This is a genomic window from Methylobacterium sp. CM6247, from assembly GCF_054817925.1.
Genome location: NZ_JBTXKX010000003.1, coordinates 49657 through 70376 on the forward strand (window position 1 = coordinate 49657; position 20720 = coordinate 70376).

The 20720-nt window shown below is 64.5% G+C and carries 18 protein-coding genes; 13 read left to right on the forward strand and 5 right to left on the reverse strand.

Features of this window, described 5'->3' with window-relative positions; translation table 11 throughout:
- Positions 1-15: 15 nt before the first annotated feature.
- Positions 16-1257 (forward strand): argininosuccinate synthase, encoded by a 1242-nt coding sequence (locus ACYQOP_RS01105; protein WP_056431252.1) that lies wholly within the window; start codon positions 16-18, stop codon positions 1255-1257.
- Between the two features lie 49 nt (positions 1258-1306).
- Here ACYQOP_RS01105 and ACYQOP_RS01110 read toward each other — a convergent pair whose 3' ends face one another.
- Both ACYQOP_RS01110 and mtgA read right to left on the reverse strand, forming a co-directional pair.
- Positions 1307-1876 carry a hypothetical protein gene (locus tag ACYQOP_RS01110; RefSeq protein WP_461220769.1) on the reverse strand — a complete coding sequence of 190 codons (570 nt, stop codon included), beginning with the start codon at positions 1874-1876 and terminating at the stop codon, positions 1307-1309.
- A gap of 129 nt (positions 1877-2005) precedes the next feature.
- On the reverse strand, positions 2006-2803 hold the full coding sequence (gene mtgA, locus ACYQOP_RS01115; protein ID WP_461220771.1) for a monofunctional biosynthetic peptidoglycan transglycosylase: 798 nt from the start codon (positions 2801-2803) through the stop codon (positions 2006-2008).
- A 13-nt stretch (positions 2804-2816) separates the two neighbouring features.
- On the opposite strand from mtgA, the gene ACYQOP_RS01120 reads away from it, so the two are divergent.
- From ACYQOP_RS01120 to leuB, 3 genes are all read left to right on the forward strand, one after another.
- On the forward strand, positions 2817-3776 hold the full coding sequence (locus tag ACYQOP_RS01120; protein WP_419951835.1) for a polyprenyl synthetase family protein: 960 nt from the start codon (positions 2817-2819) through the stop codon (positions 3774-3776).
- Positions 3777-4005: 229 nt separating this feature from the next.
- Positions 4006-5490, forward strand: coding sequence for a SulP family inorganic anion transporter (locus ACYQOP_RS01125; protein ID WP_461220772.1), 1485 nt, complete (start codon positions 4006-4008; stop codon positions 5488-5490).
- A 97-nt stretch (positions 5491-5587) separates the two neighbouring features.
- Entirely contained in the window at positions 5588-6697 is a 1110-nt protein-coding gene (leuB, locus tag ACYQOP_RS01130) for a 3-isopropylmalate dehydrogenase (protein WP_461220773.1), read from the forward strand.
- 89 nt (positions 6698-6786) lie between these two features.
- Here the strand turns inward: leuB and ACYQOP_RS01135 are convergent, their stop codons facing one another.
- Both ACYQOP_RS01135 and ACYQOP_RS01140 read right to left on the reverse strand, forming a co-directional pair.
- Positions 6787-7191, reverse strand: a complete 405-nt coding sequence (locus ACYQOP_RS01135) for a hypothetical protein (RefSeq protein WP_056431263.1) — start codon at positions 7189-7191, stop codon at positions 6787-6789.
- A 101-nt stretch (positions 7192-7292) separates the two neighbouring features.
- Positions 7293-8186 (reverse strand): hypothetical protein, encoded by an 894-nt coding sequence (locus ACYQOP_RS01140; protein ID WP_461220774.1) that lies wholly within the window; start codon positions 8184-8186, stop codon positions 7293-7295.
- Between the two features lie 472 nt (positions 8187-8658).
- On the opposite strand from ACYQOP_RS01140, the gene ACYQOP_RS01145 reads away from it, so the two are divergent.
- From ACYQOP_RS01145 to ACYQOP_RS01155, 3 genes are all read left to right on the forward strand, one after another.
- Positions 8659-9690, forward strand: coding sequence for an aspartate-semialdehyde dehydrogenase (locus ACYQOP_RS01145; protein ID WP_018044930.1), 1032 nt, complete (start codon positions 8659-8661; stop codon positions 9688-9690).
- A gap of 190 nt (positions 9691-9880) precedes the next feature.
- Positions 9881-10972, forward strand: coding sequence for a PD-(D/E)XK nuclease family protein (locus ACYQOP_RS01150; protein WP_461220776.1), 1092 nt, complete (start codon positions 9881-9883; stop codon positions 10970-10972).
- Complete coding sequence (locus ACYQOP_RS01155; RefSeq protein ID WP_461220778.1) at positions 10921-11676, forward strand: hypothetical protein; 756 nt, start codon at positions 10921-10923, stop codon at positions 11674-11676. Before ACYQOP_RS01150 ends, ACYQOP_RS01155 begins: the two co-directional genes overlap by 52 nt.
- Positions 11677-11712: 36 nt before the next feature.
- Here ACYQOP_RS01155 and ACYQOP_RS01160 read toward each other — a convergent pair whose 3' ends face one another.
- Positions 11713-12360 (reverse strand): CatB-related O-acetyltransferase, encoded by a 648-nt coding sequence (locus ACYQOP_RS01160; RefSeq protein WP_461220779.1) that lies wholly within the window; start codon positions 12358-12360, stop codon positions 11713-11715.
- A 238-nt stretch (positions 12361-12598) separates the two neighbouring features.
- Here ACYQOP_RS01160 and rimP point away from each other — a divergent pair, with 238 nt between their 5' ends.
- From rimP to truB, 6 genes are all read left to right on the forward strand, one after another.
- The gene (gene rimP, locus ACYQOP_RS01165) at positions 12599-13372 is read left to right on the forward strand and encodes a ribosome maturation factor RimP (protein ID WP_311275050.1); all 774 of its coding nucleotides are present in this window, start codon (positions 12599-12601) and stop codon (positions 13370-13372) included.
- Positions 13373-13458: 86 nt separating this feature from the next.
- Positions 13459-15060 (forward strand): transcription termination factor NusA, encoded by a 1602-nt coding sequence (gene nusA, locus ACYQOP_RS01170; RefSeq protein ID WP_207411575.1) that lies wholly within the window; start codon positions 13459-13461, stop codon positions 15058-15060.
- A gap of 178 nt (positions 15061-15238) precedes the next feature.
- On the forward strand, positions 15239-16057 hold the full coding sequence (locus ACYQOP_RS01175; protein ID WP_207411574.1) for an RNA-binding protein: 819 nt from the start codon (positions 15239-15241) through the stop codon (positions 16055-16057).
- The gene (infB, locus tag ACYQOP_RS01180) at positions 16058-18973 is read left to right on the forward strand and encodes a translation initiation factor IF-2 (RefSeq protein ID WP_461220780.1); all 2916 of its coding nucleotides are present in this window, start codon (positions 16058-16060) and stop codon (positions 18971-18973) included. It begins immediately after the preceding gene.
- A 142-nt stretch (positions 18974-19115) separates the two neighbouring features.
- Complete coding sequence (gene rbfA, locus ACYQOP_RS01185; RefSeq protein WP_056431290.1) at positions 19116-19541, forward strand: 30S ribosome-binding factor RbfA; 426 nt, start codon at positions 19116-19118, stop codon at positions 19539-19541.
- Positions 19542-19682: 141 nt separating this feature from the next.
- Entirely contained in the window at positions 19683-20708 is a 1026-nt protein-coding gene (truB, locus tag ACYQOP_RS01190) for a tRNA pseudouridine(55) synthase TruB (RefSeq protein WP_311275049.1), read from the forward strand.
- Positions 20709-20720 lie beyond the last annotated feature (12 nt).

The following is a 20720-nucleotide window of genomic DNA, read 5'->3' on the forward strand; positions in this document are numbered from 1 at the left end:
ACCGAAGCGAGCCCGATGTCAGACGTGAATCCGAAGCCCGTCAACAAGGTCGTGCTCGCCTATTCCGGTGGCCTCGACACCTCGATCATCCTGAAATGGCTGCAGACCACCTATGGCTGCGAGGTCATCACCTTCACGGCCGATCTGGGACAGGGCGAGGAGCTTGAGCCAGCGCGCAAGAAGGCTGAGCTGCTCGGCATCAAGCCGGAAAACATCTTCATCGAGGACCTGCGCGAGGAATTCGTTCGCGACTATGTCTTCCCGATGTTCCGCGCCAACGCGGTCTACGAGGGCGTCTATCTCCTCGGCACCTCCATCGCCCGCCCGCTCATCGCCAAGAAGCAGATCGAGATCGCCGAACGTCTCGGCGCCGATGCGGTCTGTCACGGCGCCACCGGCAAGGGCAACGATCAGGTCCGGTTCGAGCTCGGGTATTATGCCTTGAAGCCCGATGTGACCGTCATCGCCCCCTGGCGCGAATGGGATCTCAAGAGCCGCGAACAGCTGATCGCTTTCGCCGAGCAGCACCAGATTCCGATCTCCAAGGACAAGCGCGGCGAGAGCCCGTTCTCCGTGGACGCGAACCTTCTTCACGCCTCCTCCGAGGGTAAGGTTCTGGAGGACCCGGCCGATGAGGTGCCGGATTACGTCTATTCCCGTACGCTTTCGCCGGAAGAGGCCCCCGACACTCCGACCATCGTCACGATCGGCTTCGAGAAGGGCGACGCGGTCTCCATCGACGGCGAGCGCCTCACCCCTGCCACCCTATTAGCCAAGCTCAACCAGCTCGGTCATGACAACGGCATCGGCCGCCTCGACCTCGTGGAGAACCGCTTCGTCGGCATGAAGAGCCGGGGCATGTACGAGACGCCGGGCGGCACGATCCTGCTGCCGGCCCACAGGGCCATCGAGTCGATTACGCTGGATCGCGGCGCGGCGCACCTCAAGGACCAGATCATGCCGCAATATGCGGAGCTGATCTATAATGGCTTCTGGTTCTCGCCGGAGCGCGAGATGCTCCAGGCCCTCATCGACAAGAGCCAGGAGATGGTCACCGGCGAGGTTCGGCTGAAGCTCTACAAGGGCGGCATCCACGTCATCGGCCGCACCAGCCCGAACTCGCTCTACGACCAGGACCTCGTCACCTTCGAGGAGGGCGCCGTGGCCTACGACCACCGCGACGCGGCGGGCTTCATCAAGCTCAACGCCCTGCGGCTACGCACCTTGGCTCAGCGCAAGAAGAAGCTCGGGGCATAGGCCTCGCAATCCACCCCTCCCCCGTCGCGGGGAGGGGTTTACGCAGCGCTTAGACGGCGGACCAGCGGTTGCCCGCCTTACCGAAGGGGCCGGGGCCGAGATCGCCATAGCGCAGGAAGATCTGCAGGGCCGGCTGCATCTCGTGATGCACCGCCGGTATTTCGGTCCCCGTTCCATAAGGCTCGGCCGTGTCGAAGGCTGGCACGTCGCGGCCGTCGTCCCAGACGATGTTCAGCTTCCTCACCAGCGCCAGATGCTCGGCCGTCACATCGAAGGTGACGTGCTCGGGCGTCTCGCCCGTCCCTTCGTCGCGAAACACGTCGCCGACATCGTCCGACGAAAGCTTGGCCAGGGTGTTGTGATACGCGTAGCGGCCCGGCTTCAACACGGCATTGTGGATGAAGACCGCGAGCGCGTCGCCGAGCGCCCGGTGTTCCTCGTCCGCCCCATCATCGTCGCCGGTGACGTTGAAGATGTCGCCGTCACGGTCGGTGCTGCCATAGGGTGCGTCGGGATGCACGATGGGCGCGCCTTGCCCGGCCGGGTTCCAGGCCACCACCATCCGGCGGATCAGGGCGATCCGCTCGAGGGTGAGGTCGAAGGTTGTGCTGTCGGCCATGTCGCGTCCGCTATCGGTGTTGTATTCGTCGTGTCTCGCATCCGCCCCATCACGGGCCGGCCCCGGCCGCCTGCCGGAGAATGGACGGCTCTATGACACGTGTTGCGGCAAGCCTCCACGTGTCTGGATTCAGCGAAGGCAGCCCATCAATCCACCGACCCCATTCATCCGCCCCTGGATGCGGGTGGCGACCGCACGCACTCCGCGAGATGGCAGGGCCGCATTGCGTTGGATCGGGTTCGGCAGAACGGCGGCGAGCAGGCTCGCCTCGCTGCGGTTGAGGTTCCGCGCGCTCTTTCCGAACCAGCGCTGCGCCGCCGCCTCGGCTCCGTACACACCGTCCCCCCATTCGGCGATATTCAGATAGATCTCCATCATGCGCCGCTTGCCCCATAGGGTGTCGGCGATAACGGCGAGGGGAATCTCCATTCCTTTGCGGATGACCGAACGGCCGGGCCAGAGGAACACGTTCTTCACCGTCTGCATGGAGATCGTCGAGGCGCCGCGGCTAGGCCCCTCGTCGTCATCCACCACGTCGCGCAGGGCGCCCCAATCGACGCCGTTATGTAGGCAGAAGCGCTGATCCTCCGAAGCGATGACGGCCTGGACCAGGAGCGGGGAGATCGCGTCCAGGGTGACCGCTTCGCGGCTCACGGGTTTGCCGGTCAACCATCGCGCCAGCATCAGGGTTGAGGGCGGCGTCAGCGCACTATAGACGAGCCCCAGAACAAGAATCAGGGCCAGCAACATGACGGGGAGCAGCATGAAGAGGCCGACCAGCCGCCTCACCCAATGCTTCCTTCGTCCTTGGCGGATGGAATCGAGATCGCGCACATGGCGTGATCGCGAATCGCTGTCATCTGCCGCACCGTCGCGCCGTTCCTGAATCCGTACCTCCCGCACAACGACGCGCCCATTCTTGACCAAGGCCCTTCTTACGATGACCTCACCAAAAGCATCCCACGCTTCGGTCAAGGCGGACGCATCTCAAGCGTTTTCCCACAAGCTTTCGAGCGTGGCCGACGCCGTCGAGGCGTTTCTGGCCGAACGCCTCGGTCCCGAGACGCAGACGGGCGAGATCACGCGTCCCACGCGGCTGATGGAGGCCATGCGCCATGCCGTGCTCGGCGGCGGCAAGCGTCTGCGCCCGTTCCTGGCGGTGGAGACGGCGCGGATGCTGGGCGGCTCCGAGGCCGGGGCGCTGGCCGCCGGTTCGGCCATCGAGCTCGTCCATTGCTACTCCCTCGTCCACGACGACATGCCGGCCATGGACGACGACGACATGCGCCGGGGCAAGCCTACGGTCCACAAGGCCTATGACGAGGCGACCGCCATCCTCGTCGGCGACGCGCTGCAGACGCTGGCCTTCGAGATTCTGGCAGATGCGACCTGGCAGCCGGATCCGTCGATCCGTGCCGACCTCGTTCTCGGCCTTGCAAAGGCGTCCGGTCTCGGCGGCATGGTCGGCGGCCAGATCCTCGATCTCGGGGCGGAAGGTCGCTTCGGCGCCGTCTCCCTCGATGTCGAGGACACGCTGCAGCTTCAGGCGATGAAGACCGGCGCCATCCTGGCCTTCTCGGTGGATGCGGGTGCCCTTGTGGGCGGTGCGACGCCGGATCAGCGTGCCTCCCTATGGCGCTACGGCCTCGCCTTGGGCCAAGCTTTCCAGATCGCCGACGATATCCTCGACCGCGAAGCCTCTCCCGAAGCGATGGGCAAAGCTACCGGCAAGGATAAGGATGCCGGAAAGGCGACACTCGTCGATCGTCTCGGCATCGACGGCGCCCGGGCAGAATGCGACCGCCTCGTCGGCATGTGCGAAGAGGCCGTTTCTTCCTGGGGCGACAAAGCCCAGACACTGCGCGAAGCGGCACGCTTCACGGTCGCCCGCAAAGTGTGATGCGATCGCCCCACTGAACTCTGCCGCGATGTTGCATTGCGGCAGGTCCGTGATATCAGGCCTTCATGCATCTCAAGCGGTTCATCGATTTTCTCGGCCTGACGCCGCCGTAGGCTTAAGCCTACCGAATCGTGTTCCGTCCGTGCCCGGTGAGCGCTTGAGCGCCCGGTCATCAAGATGCCTGTCCCTGTCGACGCTTCGCGCGCGGGGACGATGAAAGCCATTCCCCATGAACCGTCAGTCCTTCCGGAGCGAGTGGGCTCCCGACGTCACGCGTGAAATCCTGGCCGGCACGGTGGTCGCCCTGGCGCTGATCCCTGAGGCCATCGCCTTCTCGATCATCGCGGGCGTCGACCCGAAAGTCGGTCTCTACGCCTCGTTCTGCATCGCCGTCATTTCCGCTTTCGCCGGCGGGCGTCCTGCCATGATTTCGGCTGCCACCGGCGCCATGTCCCTCGTCATGGTCACGCTCGTGAAGGAGCATGGACTCGGCTACCTGTTCGCGGCCACCATTCTCACCGGGTTGCTCCAGATCGTCGCCAGTGCCGTGCGCCTCGGCAACCTCATGCGCTTCGTCTCGCGCTCGGTGGTCACAGGCTTCGTCAACGCCCTGGCGATCCTCATCTTCCTGGCGCAGATGCCGGAGTTGATCGGCCGCGGGCCGGTCGTCTACGCCATGACCGCCATCGGCCTCGCGATGATCTACGGCCTCCCCTACCTGACGAAGGCCGTCCCCTCACCGTTGATCACGATCCTCGCTCTCACCGGAATCTCGGTCTGGTTCGGGTTCGACATCAGGACCGTGGGCGACATGGGTGCCCTGCCGAGCGAATTACCGGTCTTCGCCCTCCCCCAGGTGCCGTTCACTCTGGAGACACTGCAGATCATCCTGCCCTACGCCCTCACCCTGGCGATGGTCGGCCTGCTCGAGAGCATGATGACTGCGGCCATCCTCGATGAGATGACCGACACGACCTCCAACAAGAACCGCGAATGCGCCGGCCAGGGCCTCGCCAACGTCACCTCCGGTCTCTTCGGCGGCATGGCCGGCTGCGCCATGATCGGGCAATCGGTCATCAACGTCTCGTCCGGCGGGCGGGGCCGTCTCTCGACGCTGTGGGCGGGCGCGTTCCTGCTGTTCCTCATCGTGGTTCTCGGCCCCTATGTGGCGCAAATCCCGATGGCGGCCCTCGTCGCGGTAATGATCATGGTCTCGATCAACACCTTCCAGTGGAACTCCGTGCGGACGCTGCTGACCCACCCGAAGAGTTCGAGCGCGGTGATGCTCGGAACGGTGGCCGTCGTCGTGACGACGCATGACCTTGCCAAGGGTGTGCTGTTCGGGGTCGTTCTCTCGGGGTTGTTCTTCGCCCACAAGGTGACGCGGTTCTTCGGTATGTCGTCGGTACGCGACGAGGCCAGCCGCATCCGTACCTACCGGGTGACGGGCCAGATCTTCTTCGCCACGGCGGAGGCGTTCCATTCCGCCTTCGATTTCCGCGAGGACGACCTGACCGGGGTGGTGATCGATCTCTCCGCCTCGCATTTCTGGGACATCACCAGCATCAGTGCCCTCGACAGGGTGGTGCTGAAATTCCGGCACCACGGCATACCCGTCGAGATCGTCGGAATGAACACGGCGACGACCACCCTCGTCGACCGGGTCGGCACTCATCAGAAGCCTTGGGCGGCCCTCGCGGGGCCGGGTCACTGAGCGACGGGAAGAGTGGGATCGAGCGGGAGACTTGCCAAGCGCCCGAGCCCGTCGCTACAGCCGCGCGACGCATCACCCCTTGCCCGCGAGTGCTCCCATGACCGCCTACAAGCTCCTCCTCCTCCCCGGTGACGGCATCGGCCCGGAGGTGATGGCCCAGGTGAAGACCGTGATCGGTGCACTCGCCGAGACCGGTCTCGCCACGTTCGAGACCGAGACCGACCTCGTCGGCGGCTCGTCCATCGACGCTCAGGGCGTGCCCCTCACCGACGAGGCCCTCGCGCGGGCGGACGCGGCGGATGCGATCCTGCTCGGCGCGGTGGGCGGCCCAAAATGGTCCGGCGTCGCCTACGACATCCGTCCCGAGGCCGGGCTTCTGCGGCTCCGCAAGGATCTCGGCCTGTTCGCGAATCTGCGGCCGGCGATCTGCTACCCGGCGCTGGCGGATGCGTCCGCGCTGAAACGCGAGCTCGTCGAGGGTCTCGACATCATGATCGTGCGCGAACTCACCGGCGGCGTCTATTTCGGTGAGCCGAAGGAAATCACCACCCTCCCCGACGGTACCAAGCGCGCCGTCGATACCCAGGTCTACACCACGGGCGAGATCGAGCGGATCGCCCATGTGGCCTTCGATCTGGCGCGCAAGCGCTCGGGCCGCGTGGCCTCGGCCGAGAAGCACAACGTGATGAAATCCGGCGTCCTGTGGAAGGAGGTCGTCACCAAGGTCCATTCCGAGCATTACAGCGATGTCGAGCTCGAGCATGTGCTCGCCGACAATTGCGCCATGCAGCTGGTGCGCCGCCCGAAGCAGTTCGACGTCCTCGTGACCGACAACCTCTTCGGCGACGTGCTCTCGGATGTAGCGGCGATGCTCACGGGCTCCCTCGGCATGCTGCCCTCCGCTTCGCTCGGAGCAGTGGATTCGAAGGGAAGCCGCAAGGCATTGTACGAGCCGGTCCATGGCTCGGCACCCGATATTGCGGGCCAGGATCTCGCCAACCCCATCGCCATGATCGGCTCGCTCGCCATGGCGTTGCGCTACTCGTTCGGCCTCGGCGAGGCGGCCGACCTACTCGACGGCGCGATCACCGATGCACTCGCGGCGGGTGCCCGCACGAAGGATATCGCTGGAGAGGGCGTGACGCCGCTGGGGACCGCCGGGATGGGCGAGGCCGTCGTGGCGGCTCTCAAGTCGCGGGTGCGCTGAAGCGCGAACAGCGGTCTCGTCCGGACATGAAAAAGGCGCCGACCCAACCGGGTCGGCGCCTTTCTCGGTCCATCGTCCGACGACTGCCCTTAGTAGGGGTTGCCGTTGCGAGAGACGTAGGAGGTGGGGTCGATCGCATCGACACCGGAGAAGTCGATGTTGTGGATCGCGCTGGAACGGGCGCCCACGAACGGGCCGTTGGTGATCGGATCGGGCAAGATCGCACCGCCGAAGCGATCGTTTCGGCCGTAGGGCGGCGAATTCAGGTAGCTGGCCGTGATGAAGTGCGGGTTGGTCGCCGGGTTGCTGATCGAACCGTTATTCGCCTCGACGACGTTGCCGGCATCGAGCCAGCTGCGCGGACGGATGCGGATCGGCAGCGGCTGGCTGACGCGGATACCGGGGGCGTAACGACCCTGCGCCTCGACAGCGGTGCTCGCGCCGACAGCGGTAAGGGTGAGTGCGCCCATCAGGGCAATCGTGGCAGTGCGCATGACGGACCTTCGTTGAACCTGTGTGAGATTAGGCCCGATTTCCTTAAGAAACTCGGCCATTCATGGTGAGTAGACGTGCCAGCGGCGCTGTTGTTCCCGGCCTAAGGCCGCGCTTGGTCGCTTCGCCGCAGTTTCGCCTCATTATGTCGGATGCGGCGTTTCGAGATCGATCCGGTTTCTCCGGCGGCCTCTCGGTTGGGGACGGCCGCGACACGCGGCGCGCAGCCCTCCACCCGCCGTTCCTCGAACACGCGATACGCCGCTTCGAGGCCTGCGGAAGCTTGGCCATTCAGAACGAGCTTGTCCAGGGCGCAGACGATGGCGCGCGGCTCCGGCGGCTGGCTCAACGGAGCGCAGAGCCAGCCATCGATGCGCGGGGTCAGTGGAATCAGCCCGCTCTGCCCCGCATTGGAGAAACCGGTACAGATCCGCGTCACCGGACCGCTCAACGTGGCTTCCAAGGTTTCGAGCGGACCGAACTTGGTAGCGATCAACCCTCGTTCGCCGGATCGTACGACGGCGAGTCCCTGCCCGTCCGCGGCCCGTCGGGCGATGGTGACGAACAGGCTCACGGGAGGTGTGGAGCCCTCTGTGACGGTGAGGCTGAGATAGGGTGACTCCGCCGCGTCGAATTTACCCTGTGAGAGACGGTCCTCCCTCTGGCCCGTGGCCGGGTTGATCCGTGCTGGCTCGATCTTCGCCTGATCGAGGGCGTCAGGATCGTCGAGCCGATAACGCGGGGCCGTTTCGGCAATGGGCAGAGCCTGGCGAACATTCACGGCGGCGGTGGGGACGAACGGCTGGGCATTCGTGTCGGTCGACACAATCGCCCCCGACTTCGTCTCATCGTGTTTCGGCTCACCACCGACGAACTGCCCGGCTGCGCCGACACAGGCGAGTGCCGCGACACAAGGCACGGCAAGCCGCAATGACGAGCGAGCCTTGCGCTTGGGGAGCCGATGGCTGGTTTCGTCCTGTACGGCGATGCGATGCATGAAACCCTGAAACCGGTGACTCTTCTGGAGGCTTTCGCCACGTGGGAGCGACCATGCTCTCGAGGCTGCGTAGGCCGGGTTTCACACCGGGTGACCGGATGAGGGTTTTCGATTTTGCGGTGAATCAATCGTTGCCCGATACACGTTGCGTCTATCGGCAGGTCCTGTTTGTGCCGCGACGAAAGTCTCGCATGCAGCGCAACTCTTGACAGTCGCGGAGACGAGGCGTCTTGCTCCGCCGCTTGAAGTCAAAGTGGTCCTATCGAAGGGTCGAACGGGACGGGGCGTGCCGGCAAGTCCGCGGGACGACGCGTTTTCGCAGCCGGCCGGTCAATCAGGTCGTGACCGGGAAACCCTGCGGATTCTCATGGGACCGGTACACGGAGACTTGCCAACGACCCTGCCGGCGGTGCCGAGGCGATGAGCCCGGCCCTGGCGGGGAACCAGGGCATCACGAAGCGGAGTTGGAGAGATGGGTTACAAGGTCGCCGTCGTCGGTGCCACGGGCAATGTTGGCCGTGAGATGCTCGACATCCTGTCGGAGCGGGCGTTCCCCGCCGATGAGGTCGTGGCTATCGCCTCGCGCCGCAGCGCCGGGCAGGAAGTCTCCTTCGGTGACAAGATCCTGAAGGTGAAGGCGCTCGACACCTACGATTTCTCCGACACCGATATTTGCCTGATGTCCGCCGGCGGCGAGACGTCGAAGGAATGGTCGCCGCGCATCGGCCAGACCGGCTGCGTCGTCATCGATAATTCGTCGGCCTTTCGCTACCATCCCGACGTACCGCTGATCGTTCCGGAAGTGAATCCGGAAGCCATCACCGGCTTCTCGAAGATGAACATCATCGCCAACCCGAACTGCTCCACGGCGCAGCTCGTCGTCGCCTTGAAGCCCCTGCACGACGTGGCCAAGATCACCCGCGTGGTGGTGGCGACCTATCAGTCGGTCTCCGGCGCCGGCAAGGAAGCCATGGACGAGCTGTTCCAACAGACCCGTTCGGTCTTCACCGCTGGCCAGATGACCATGGAGAAGTTCCCAAAGCGCATCGCCTTCAACGTCATCCCGCAAATCGACGTGTTCCTCGACGACGGATCCACCAAGGAAGAGTGGAAGATGGTCGCCGAGACCAAGAAGATGCTCGATCCCAAGATCAAGCTGACGGCGACCTGCGTGCGCGTGCCGGTGTTCATCGGCCATGCCGAGGCGGTGAACGTCGAATTCGAGCATCCGATCTCGCCCGAGGAGGCGACTGCCCTCCTGCGTTCGGCACCGGGCATCCTGGTCGTCGATAAGCGTGAGCCCGGCGGCTACATGACCCCGCACGAGGCGGCCGGCGAGGACGCGACCTATGTCTCGCGCATCCGCGCGGATTCGACGGTCGATAACGGCCTCTCGTTCTGGTGCGTCGCCGATAACCTGCGCAAGGGCGCGGCCCTGAACACGGTGCAGATCGCCGAGATGCTGATCAACCGGAAGCTCCTGAAGGAGCGGGCGGCGGCCTGATCACTCCACTTCCAGTCCTCGGGCCGAAACCCACCGACCGGCCATTGTCATTGACGCCGTCCCGTTCACGGGGCGGCGTTTTTTTATGGCCAATCCCCCTAACGAAGCAGGAGGAGATGCATTTCAATTGAAAATGTTCCTATTTTAGGATAGCCAGTATTAGAACAAAACACGAACATTGGTGATCGCGATGTGGGGCACTTCCAAACGCGGGCATGAAGCCGAAACCCTCCGTCGCCAACTCGCCATACTGGCGACGGAGACAAAACTGATCCGACTCCAACAGAGCCTGGACCGGAAGTACGATCCAGCCCAGCCCCGTGCGCCCGCCGGCCAAAGCGATGGTGGGCGGTGGGTCTCCGACGGAGGCGTCGGAGGCAGTCGCCTGACCGATCGTCCATCAACCGGTCAGACACTCCGATCCTCCATCGATAACGGAAGCACGTCAGGCAGGTCCACGCGAGAGGAAACCGTCACCAATAACGGGGCTCGGATTCTATCGCTGCGTATTCGCTCGGGACGCGGAGAGTGGGACGACCAGCACGCCGTCGTCACACCGGATGGCGAAAGCAGGATTTTCGAGAATTCGGGCGACGTTCAGACCATCCGCGACGGGGCATCGGGAGAGGTTCTCTCGCGTGGCGCGTTCGCGTTATCCGAATCGCAATCCCAGCCCACAATACAACAGGTCTTTCTGCCGGCTTTCGTCGTCGCTCCGGCCGTCAAGGTCACTCTTGAAGCGGCGGCGCTTCTCTTCACCTATCTGGAAGCTCGGAGGCCAGGATTCGGCAAGGCACCGGGCAGAACGGCACTGCGCTACGACTTCGACCCAGATCCGGACAAAAAACTTCCCCTCATTTGGGTTGGTCCGGTCGATCAGACGACACTAGACCAAGCTTGTCCACGCAACGCCGAAGTGCAAGCCGTAACGGACGAGGCGACGAAACGGCTGACAGCCTTGAATCCCCTTCTGACGAGACAGCAACTCGGCACCATGATCCATGTCGATATCGCACACACATTCATTGCAAGGGCTTATCCCGATGTGCGCGTCGAATTTTCGATAAGCAGTACCGGCGATGAAGCAGATTATGGAGAAAAGGGTTCAGCACGCCTCGATCTTTTCGAACTCTCACCAAATCAAACAGTCTGCGTCTATGATTATAAAACTGGATCGGCGGGGCTAAGCTCAAAAAGAGCGTTGTTTCTAGCCAGATCCGCCAAGAAATTTTGGCCGCAATCAAATGGTATAATTATCATTCAAGTGAGGCCGATAAAATGACGACCATTAAACAAATTAAAGGCCTTGCCAAGAATTTGATCGACAAAAATATTGATCTTGTCGCTGCTGGTAGAAACTCCTTCTGGCTTCTCCCCATCGAATCTATAGGACGATTGATCCACCTCGATCGGACGAGCAATCCGGCCTATTGCGTTGCAAGCTGGTACCTCGTCGAGTTCTTCATGCCCCGAGTTCGTTCATCGTCCTCACTCGGGCGATGCAGCGAAAGGATTGCCCGTTCTGAAGGCTTCGAGGGTGGCCAGGGCTGGTTCTGGTCCGACCCGACGATCTACGACGATTTCCTCACCCGCGTCGAAGCGGATGCCCTGGCGATCCTTCGCCCCCTGGACACGACGCGAAAGTGTCTCGACTTCGCCCGCACCCGTCCCGCCACGGTCGGACGTCTCGGTCTGGACTGGCATCTCGTCGCCTGCATTGCGCTCGGCGAACTCGATGAGGCTCGGACGATCTGGTCCAAGATAGGTAAGCATTACTGCAACGGGGCCGTGATGGAGGATGCGCACTGGCAGTTGATCAACGACCGGACCTGCCTCATCGGCGAGCCGCTCATGGCCGACGATCGGGACGCTCTCGCCACCCTGTTGCATCGCTGGGAAGCTGAGACCATCGTCGGAAGTCCCCTCGAACCATTTTGGAGACCGAGCCTGTTTCCCCTGGAGGAGGATGCATCGGCCGCCCCGTAAGTGGGCGAGAAGACTAGGGCGACAGGCAAGCCGGCATTAGACCGAGGCCTCCAACGCCGCCACATCCCCACCACTGATCGCCGGCAGGCACCGGGTGATCCGCTCCGCATCCCAGTCCCACCATGCCACGGCCTGGAGTCGCGCGGCGATGTCGGGCGGTACGCGCATACGCACGAGCGTGGCCGGGTTGCCGGCGACGATGGCGTAGGGGGGTACGTCTCGGGTGACCACGGATTTGGCGGCAACGACGGCACCATCGCCGATGCGGATTCCCGGTAGGATCGTGCTGTCGTAGCCGAGCCAGACATCGTTGCCGATCACCGTGTCGCCCCGGTTGGGAAAGGCCATCTCTCCGGGGAAGCGTCCGGCCCAGGCGCTGCCGAAGATGACGAACGGGTAGGTGGAGGGCGCGTCGAGGCGGTGGTTGCCCCCGTTCATGAGGAAGCGTGTGCCCGCCGCAAACGCGCAGAAGCGACCGATTCGCAAGCGGTCGCCCAGGAAGGCGAAGTGGTAGAGGATGTTGTCGAGGAAGGCCTCCGGGCCGGCGGGGTCGTCGTAATAGGTGTAGGCGCCGACCTCGACATTCGGCGGCAGTTGAAGATTACGAATGAAGGTGATGCGGCTGTGTCCCGGGACGGGGTGAAGGCAGGCTGGATCGGGTCCGAATGACGAATCGGCAGTCATGGTCGGAGCTCCCTGAAAAGGGTTTGGAGAAGAAGCGGGATGGGCGCGCTCTACCGAGGAACGCCCACGTGAAATAGCTTGAAACGAGGCGACGATCGGATTAGCTATAGAGCATCAGTTCTGGTTGCAGTCTTGAGGCTGCGGTTCGGGAGTGGGCCCCACCGGGTCCGCTCTTTTTTATTGCCGCAATGCCTCTCGCACCGGATCGCTTCACGCAAGGCCGGACGTACAGCGCAGCATGGCGGACACTTCCGAAAAACGTCTGATCACCGAGACCGGCGTCGCCGCACGGGTCGTGCAGGTCATCGAGGCTTCGATCGAGGGCCTCGGCTATCGCGTGGTCCGGGTGCGGGTGTCGAGCGCCAATGGCTGCACCGTGCAGATCATGGCCGAGCGGCCCGACGGCACCATGACGGTGGACGATTGCGAGACCGTGAGCCGGGCGATCTCTCCCCTCCTCGATCTCGATGACCCGGTGGGCAAGGCCTATTATCTGGAGATCTCCTCCCCCGGCATCGACCGGCCGCTGGTACGGGCCGTCGATTTCGAGCGTTGGGCCGGCTACGAAGCCAAGATCGAGTTGGCGATACCCCTCGACGGCCGGAAGCGGTTTCGCGGGATCATCCGAGCACCCAACCCGGATGGCCTCACGGTGCCGATCGATCTGCCCGACGTGAAGGAGGGCCTTCCGAGCCGTATCGACCTGCCCCTTCGCGATCTGGGCGACGCCTATCTCGTCCTGACCGACGATCTCGTGCGCGAATCGCTACGACGTGGCGGCGGGCCGCCGCCGATGCTGGACGATGAGGACGAAGACGAGAGCGAGGAGGGTGACGAGGCTGAAGTCGCGCCTCCCGTCCCTCTCAAGAAAAAGGTCGAGCGGCCGCTGAAGCCCAAGGCGTCGGCCAAGCCCAAGCCGGAAAAGATCGAGACCGAGGCAAGTCGGGCCAACAAGGCCAAGCCAGTCCGCACCAAGGCGGTACGGGTCAAGGACGACGGCAAGCTTCATTAGAGCATTCGTTCGGAACTCCGGCGGGCGCCCGATGGCGCGCTGAGGGTTCCGAGAAGAACATACGACGAAGAGAAGGACGAAATCCGATGGCTGTCGTCAGCGCCAACAGACTCGAACTCCTGCAGATTGCCGAAGCGGTCGCCCGCGAGAAGGTGATCGACCGCTCCATCGTCATCGACGCCATGGAGGAGGCCATCGCCAAGGCCGCTCGCTCCCGTTACGGCGCGGAGACGGATGTCCATGCAGAGATCGACCCCAAGACCGGCGCGCTCCGCCTGTCCCGCCATCTCGTGGTGGTGGACGAGGTCGAGAACGACGCCCGCGAGGTCACGCTGGATCAGGCTCGGCGCTACAATCCGGGCGCGCTCGTGGGGGACGTGATCTCCGACACGCTGCCGCCCTTCGATTTCGGCCGCGTCGCCGCTCAATCGGCCAAGCAGGTCATCGTTCAGAAGGTGCGTGACGCCGAGCGCGACCGTCAGTTCGACGAGTACAAGGACCGCATCGGCGAGATCGTCAACGGCCTGGTCAAGCGGGTCGAGTACGGTAACGTCATCGTCGATCTCGGTCGCGGCGAGGGCATCGTGCGCCGTGACGAGATGATCCCGCGCGAGACCTTCCGCCCTGGCGACCGCATCCGCTCCTACCTGTTCGACGTGCGCCGCGAAGTGCGTGGCCCGCAGATCTTTCTGTCGCGCTCCCACCCGCAATTCATGGCCAAGCTGTTCGGCCAGGAAGTGCCAGAGATCTACGACGGCATCGTCGAAGTGAAGGCGGTGGCCCGCGATCCGGGCTCGCGCGCCAAGATCGCCGTCATCTCGCGGGACGGCTCCATCGACCCCGTCGGCGCCTGTGTCGGCATGCGCGGCTCCCGCGTCCAGGCGGTCGTGGGCGAATTGCAGGGCGAGAAGGTCGACATCATTCCGTGGTCCGAGGATCAGGCGACCTTCATCGTCAATGCGCTTCAGCCCGCTGAAGTGGTCAAGGTGGTCCTCGACGAGGAGGCCGACCGCATCGAGGTGGTGGTGCCCGACGATCAGCTCTCGCTGGCTATCGGCCGTCGCGGCCAGAACGTGCGCCTCGCCTCGCAACTCACCGGCTGGGACATCGACATCCTGACCGAGGCCGAGGAATCGGAGCGGCGCCAGAAGGAGTTCGCCGAGCGGACCGCGGTCTTCATGGCGGCCCTCGACGTCGACGAGACGGTAGGTCAGCTCCTCGCGGCGGAGGGTTTCCGGAACGTCGAGGAAATCGCCTATGTCGAGCCGGGCGAACTCGCCAACATTCAGGGTCTCGACGAGGAAAGCGGCACGGAGATCCAGGCTCGCGCCCAGGATCACCTCGCCCGCGTCGAATCCGAATTCGATGCCAAGCGCCAGGAACTCGGCGTCGCCGACGACTTACGCGAGATCGATGGCGTGACCACGCCGATGCTGGTGGCCCTCGGGGAGAACGACGTGAAGTCGGTCGAAGATCTCGCCGGCTGCGCCACGGACGATCTCGTGGGCTACACCGAGGGACGCGGCCCCGAGGCCACCAAACATGCGGGCTATCTCGACGGGTTCGAAATCTCCCGTGCCGAGGCTGAGGCCATGATCATGGCGGCTCGCGTCAAGGCTGGTTGGATCGAAGCACCCGTTGAGGCTGACGAGGGCGAACAGACCGACGGGGAACCCGAGGCAGTCTGATCCCAGGCGACTTCACCGCCTTCTCCCTCGACGAAATCGAGGGAGAAGGTGACGACAACGTCCAAGCGCAGAACGACCGGGTCGGTGCCCGGGCCTCGAATCGCCACCCTGCCTTAACGTGACTTGGCAGGTCCGGCACGGCCGAACAGCCCAAGACGTAGAAGGGTCCAACCGCCATATGACGGGCGAATACGCAGATGCAGCGCAAGATGCCGCTGAGCCGGAGCCGAGCACTTTACTCGATTCCGGCTTCGGGCGCGGTCGGCGCAATGCAATGCGCACATGCCTTGTCACCCGAATGTCGCAGAATCCGGAAGGCATGATCCGCTTCGTTCTGTCTCCCGACGGGGAAGTGGTGACTGATCTGAAGGCGAAACTGCCAGGACGCGGCGCATGGCTCACTGCCAGTCGCGTCACGGTCGAAGCCGCGCTGAAGAAGCGGCTGTTCCAACGCGCCTTCAAGACCAAGGATGCGGCCGCACCGGCGGACCTCGGTGACAGGATCGCAGCGATCCTGCGGGAAGACCTGCGCCAATCCCTGTCCCTCGCCAACAAGGCAGGCTGCCTGGTCGCCGGTTTCGCCAAGGTCGAGTCCGCCATTGCGGACAAGGCCGGTGTCGCAGCGGTGATTCAAGCCTCCGACGGTAGCGCGGACGGTAGAAGGAAGATCGCCGCGGCATTGCACCGGAGGCATGGCGATGCCATATCCCGTGTCCCGGTCATCGATGATTTGTCCAATGCAGAATTGGACATGGCCTTGGGTCGGGATCATGTGATACATGCGGCGCTTGTCGCAGGAGTCGGGAGCACCGGCTGCCTTGCGCGTTGGCGTCGGCTACGCTCTTTCGAGGGCAAGCCTACGACAGCCGAGGAGGCCGGTTACGCCCGAGCAGGGCAAACCGCTTCGACTCTGCAGGACGACGACGAGACGGATTTACCCGGCGCACAGCAGTTTGCCGGTTCACGGGACGATGGAAACCCTCAGGGTTTGGACTGAATGAGCGATACGAATAATCCGGGCGACAAGACGCAGGCACGACCCCCCTCGAAGCCGCTGTCCTTGAAGCGCCCGATCGAGCAGGGAACGGTGCGTCAGAGCTTCTCCCATGGCCGCTCCAAGCAGGTCGTGGTCGAGACTGTGAAGCGCCGTGTCATCGGGGCGGCACCGGCCGCTCCCGTTCGCGAAACGCAACCGGTCGCTCCGGCGTCCCGTGTGGCGCCGCCCGCTCCCGCGGTCCCGCGTCCCGCCCAGCGGGCGGCGTCCGGCGTCGTGCTTCGGACATTGAGCGAGCAGGAGCGCGATGCACGCGCCGCTGCCCTCGCCGATGCCCAGCGCCGTGAGCAGGAAGCCCGCCGCAAGGTCGAGGAAGAGGCTGCAGCGCAGCGTGCTCGCGAGGCTGAGGAAGCCCGCCAGCGCGAGGCCGAGAAGCGTCGCCGCCAGGAAGAGGAGCGTCAGCGCGCCGAGGAGCAGGCTCGCCTGCGTGCCGAGGAAGAGGCTGCTCGCGAGGCGGCTCGCGCTGCCGAAGCCGCAGCCAAGGAAGCCGCCGCGGCGGCTCCTGCCGCAGCTGCTCCGTCTGCGCCCGCACGGCCCGTTTCCAAGACCGTGCCGATGGCTCCTGTCTCGGCTCCGATCTCGTCGGCCCCGAAGCCCGCTCCGGCAGCACCCGCTCCCGCACCGCAGGCTGCGGCGCCCGCGCGTCCGGCAGCTCCCGCTGCCCGTCCCCCTCTGACGGCTCGCCCGACGCCTGCAGAGCCGCGCAAGACCATCACGGCCGACGTGCGCAAGCCGCGCGATTTGAACTTCATGGCCCGCCCGGCTCCCGCACCCGAGCCCGAGGCGGCTCCCACCGCTGCCACGGCCGCACGTCCGGCCGGTGCGACGCCTGCCGCCCGCGCGCCGGGTCGGCCTCAGGCTGCCGAGGAGGAGAGCGAGCAGAAGCGCGTCATCCGCCGCCCCGGCATGCCGCTTAAGATCATCACGCCGCCCAAGACACCCAAGCAGCCGGGCGGCGACCGTAATCGTGGGCGCCTGACCATCGCCACCGCCACGTCGGGCGAGGACGAGCGTACACGCTCCGTTGCTTCGTTCCGTCGCCGCCAGCAGCGCATGAGCGGCAACCGGCAGGTGGAGCAGAAAGAGAAGCTCTCCCGCGAGGTGACGATCCCCGAGACGATCACCATCCAGGAACTCGCCAACCGCATGTCGGAGCGGGCCGTGGACGTGATTCGCCTGCTGATGAAGCAGGGTGAGATCCACAAGATCACCGACGTGATCGATTCGGATTCTGCCCAGCTCATCGCCGAGGAACTCGGCCACACCGTACGCCGCGTCGCCGAGTCCGATGTCGAAGAGGGCTTGTTCAACGACGAGCCGGATCTCGAAGAGGATCTCGATCCGCGTCCGCCCGTCGTGACCATCATGGGCCATGTCGATCACGGCAAAACCTCGCTGCTCGACGCCATCCGCAAGACGGCCGTCGTCTCCGGCGAAGCCGGTGGCATCACGCAGCATATCGGCGCGTATCAGGTCGCATCGCCATCCGGTGACATGGTCACCTTCATCGACACCCCCGGCCACGCGGCGTTCACCTCCATGCGCGCCCGTGGCGCCAAGGTGACGGATATCGTCGTGCTCGTGGTGGCGGCCGATGACGGTGTCATGCCCCAGACGGTGGAGGCGATCAGCCACGCGAAGGCGGCCGGCGTGCCGCTCATCGTGGCGATCAACAAGATCGACAAGCCCGATGCGAACCCGCAGCGGGTGCGTACCGAGCTTCTGCAGCATGACATCCAGGTCGAGTCCATGGGCGGCGAGACCCTGGAATTCGAAGTCTCCGCCAAGACCGGCGACGGTCTGCCGGATCTCCTCGAGGGTCTGCAGCTGCAGGCCGAAATCCTGAACCTGCGTGCCAACGAGGCACGCGACGGCGAGGGTACGGTCATCGAGGCCAAGCTCGATCGCGGTCGCGGTCCCGTCGCCACGGTGCTCGTGCAGCGCGGCACCCTCTTCACCGGCGACATCGTCGTTGCTGGTGCCGAGTGGGGGCGTGTCCGCGCCCTCATCGACGACAAGGGCGAGAGCATCCCTTATGCCGGCCCGTCGGTGCCGGTGGAGGTACTCGGCTTCAACGGAACTCCGGATGCGGGCGACCGCGTGGCGGTGGTACCGAACGAAGCCCGTGCCCGCGAAGTCACCGAGTATCGCGCCCGTCAGAAGCGTGAGCGGATTGCTGCACGAACCGGCGGTGCGAACCGCTCGCTCGTGGACATGATGCGCGACCTGAAGGAAGGCCTCGGCCGCAAGGAACTGGCTCTCGTCATCAAGGGCGACGTGCAGGGTTCGGTGGAAGCCATCATCGGCGCGTTGGAAAAGCTCGGCAACGACGAGGTTTCGGCGCGCATTCTGCTCGCGGGCGTCGGCGGCATCACCGAGTCGGACGTGACCTTGGCGGAGGCTTCGAAGGCCGTCGTCATCGGCTTCAACGTGCGTGCCCATAAGGAAGCACGCGAGTCGGCCGAGAACAAGGGCGTCGAGATCCGCTACTACAACATCATCTACGACCTCGTGGATGACATCAAAGCGACCCTCTCGGGCATGCTGCCGCCGACCCTGCGCGAAGAGCGCCTCGGTGAGGCGCAGATCCTGCAGATCTTCGACGTGTCGAAGGTCGGCAAGATTGCCGGTTGTCGCGTCACCGACGGTGTCGTGCAGCGTGGCGCCCATGTCCGCCTGATCCGCGACAGCGTCGTGATCCACGAGGGCAAGCTGTCTCAGCTGAAGCGCCTCAAGGACGACGCGAAGGAAGTCGGTTCAGGTTACGAGTGCGGTATGTCCTTCGAGAACTTCCAGGACATGCGTGCGGGTGACACGATCGAGTGCTACCGGGTCGAGGAGATCCGCCGCACGCTCTAAAGGCGACGCGGCTTGACGAACCCGGCGGCTGCAGCGCGCGCTGCAGCCGCCGTTTTGTTTTGCAGACGGCCGGTACGTCTGAGCGCCCCCGCAAAACGGGGCGCCCAGTCCAGGCGATCCCGGATCCGAGACCCAAGCGACAATGGCTCAGAAACCCAATCCCAGCGGCCCTTCACAGCGCCAGCAGCGCGTGGCCGAACTTATCCGCCACGCCATCGCAGAAGTGCTGCAGCGCGGCGACATCCAGGATCCTGTCCTGGGCTCGCATGTCATTACCGTGCCGGAAGTGCGTATGTCGCCTGATCTCAAGATCGCCACGGCCTACATCATGCCGCTCGGCGGCCTCGACGAGAAACCGGTTATCGCGGCTCTTGAACGCAACAAGAAAGCACTGCGTCAGGAAGTTGCCCGCCGGGTGAATTTGAAATTTGCGCCCGATCTACGCTTCCTGCGAGACGAGACCTTCGACGAAGCGGATCGGATCGACGCCCTTCTCAGGTCCGAGAAGGTGCGGCGCGATCTCGAATCGCAGCCGCGCGATGCGGACGAGCCGGACGCAGGCGCGTAGGTTCGGCCATCTCGACGAGGTTCATTGGACCCGGAAAGCGGACGCCTCGCGTTACACCCCATCAAGAACTGACCCTGGCGTCGATAGGGATTACGGGGCTGCCAAAGCTGCCGCTTCCATCGCGCCGCCGACGAGGACATCATGATCAACGATCCGACGATCGAGAATCCCGACGTCGCCACTCCGTCGCCCCACCGTTCCGGCGAGGAAAGACCCTCACAGGGTCGCCGCCAGCAGCGCGGCCAAGCCTCCGATAGGCCCAAGCGTCGCGATGTGAACGGTTGGGTCATCCTGGACAAAGGCGTCGGAATGACCTCGACCCATGCGGTCGCGGTGGTGAAGCGCGCCTTCAATGCGAAGAAGGCGGGCCATGCCGGAACGCTCGATCCTTTGGCCTCCGGCATCCTGCCTATCGCCCTCGGCGAGGCGACCAAGACCGTCCCCTTCGTCATGGATGGCCGCAAGGCCTACATCTTCACCGTGACCTGGGGCATCGAGACGGATACCGACGATGCGGAAGGCCGTCCGGTTGCGACAAGCGACACACGGCCGGACCGCGCGCTCGTAGAGGCCGCGCTGCCCGCCTTCGTCGGAGCCATCGAGCAGGTGCCGCCGCGCTACTCGGCGATCAAGATCGCCGGTGAACGTGCCTACGATCTCGCTCGCGACGGCGAAGTGGTGGAGCTCGTGGCGCGTCCGGTCCAGATCGACCATCTCTCCGTGGTGGAACATACGCCCGATCGCACGATCATCGCGGCAGAGTGCGGCAAGGGCACCTATGTGCGCGCCATCGCCCGCGATCTCGGCCGGGTGCTCGGCTGCTACGGGCATGTCTCCGCCTTGCGCCGCACGCGCGTCGGGCCCTTCGCGGAGGCTGAGGCCTGCCTCGTCGCCACCCTCGAAGAGGGTGGACCGGATGGAAACGCCGCACATCTCCGTCCGGTGGAGACTGCGCTCGATGCGGTCGTTTCGGTGGCCGTCTCACGGGACATGGCGTTACGGCTCATGCGGGGCCAACCCGTCCTGCTGCGGGGACAAGATGCCCCAACGGAAGGCAAGGCCTTTGCGACCTGCGGCGGCATCCTCGTGGCCGTAGGCGATGTCGAGCGCGGTGAACTCGTCCCGCACCGCGTTTTCCACCTTGGTGGTACCGCGCGTCAGTCGTGAAATAGGTAGAAG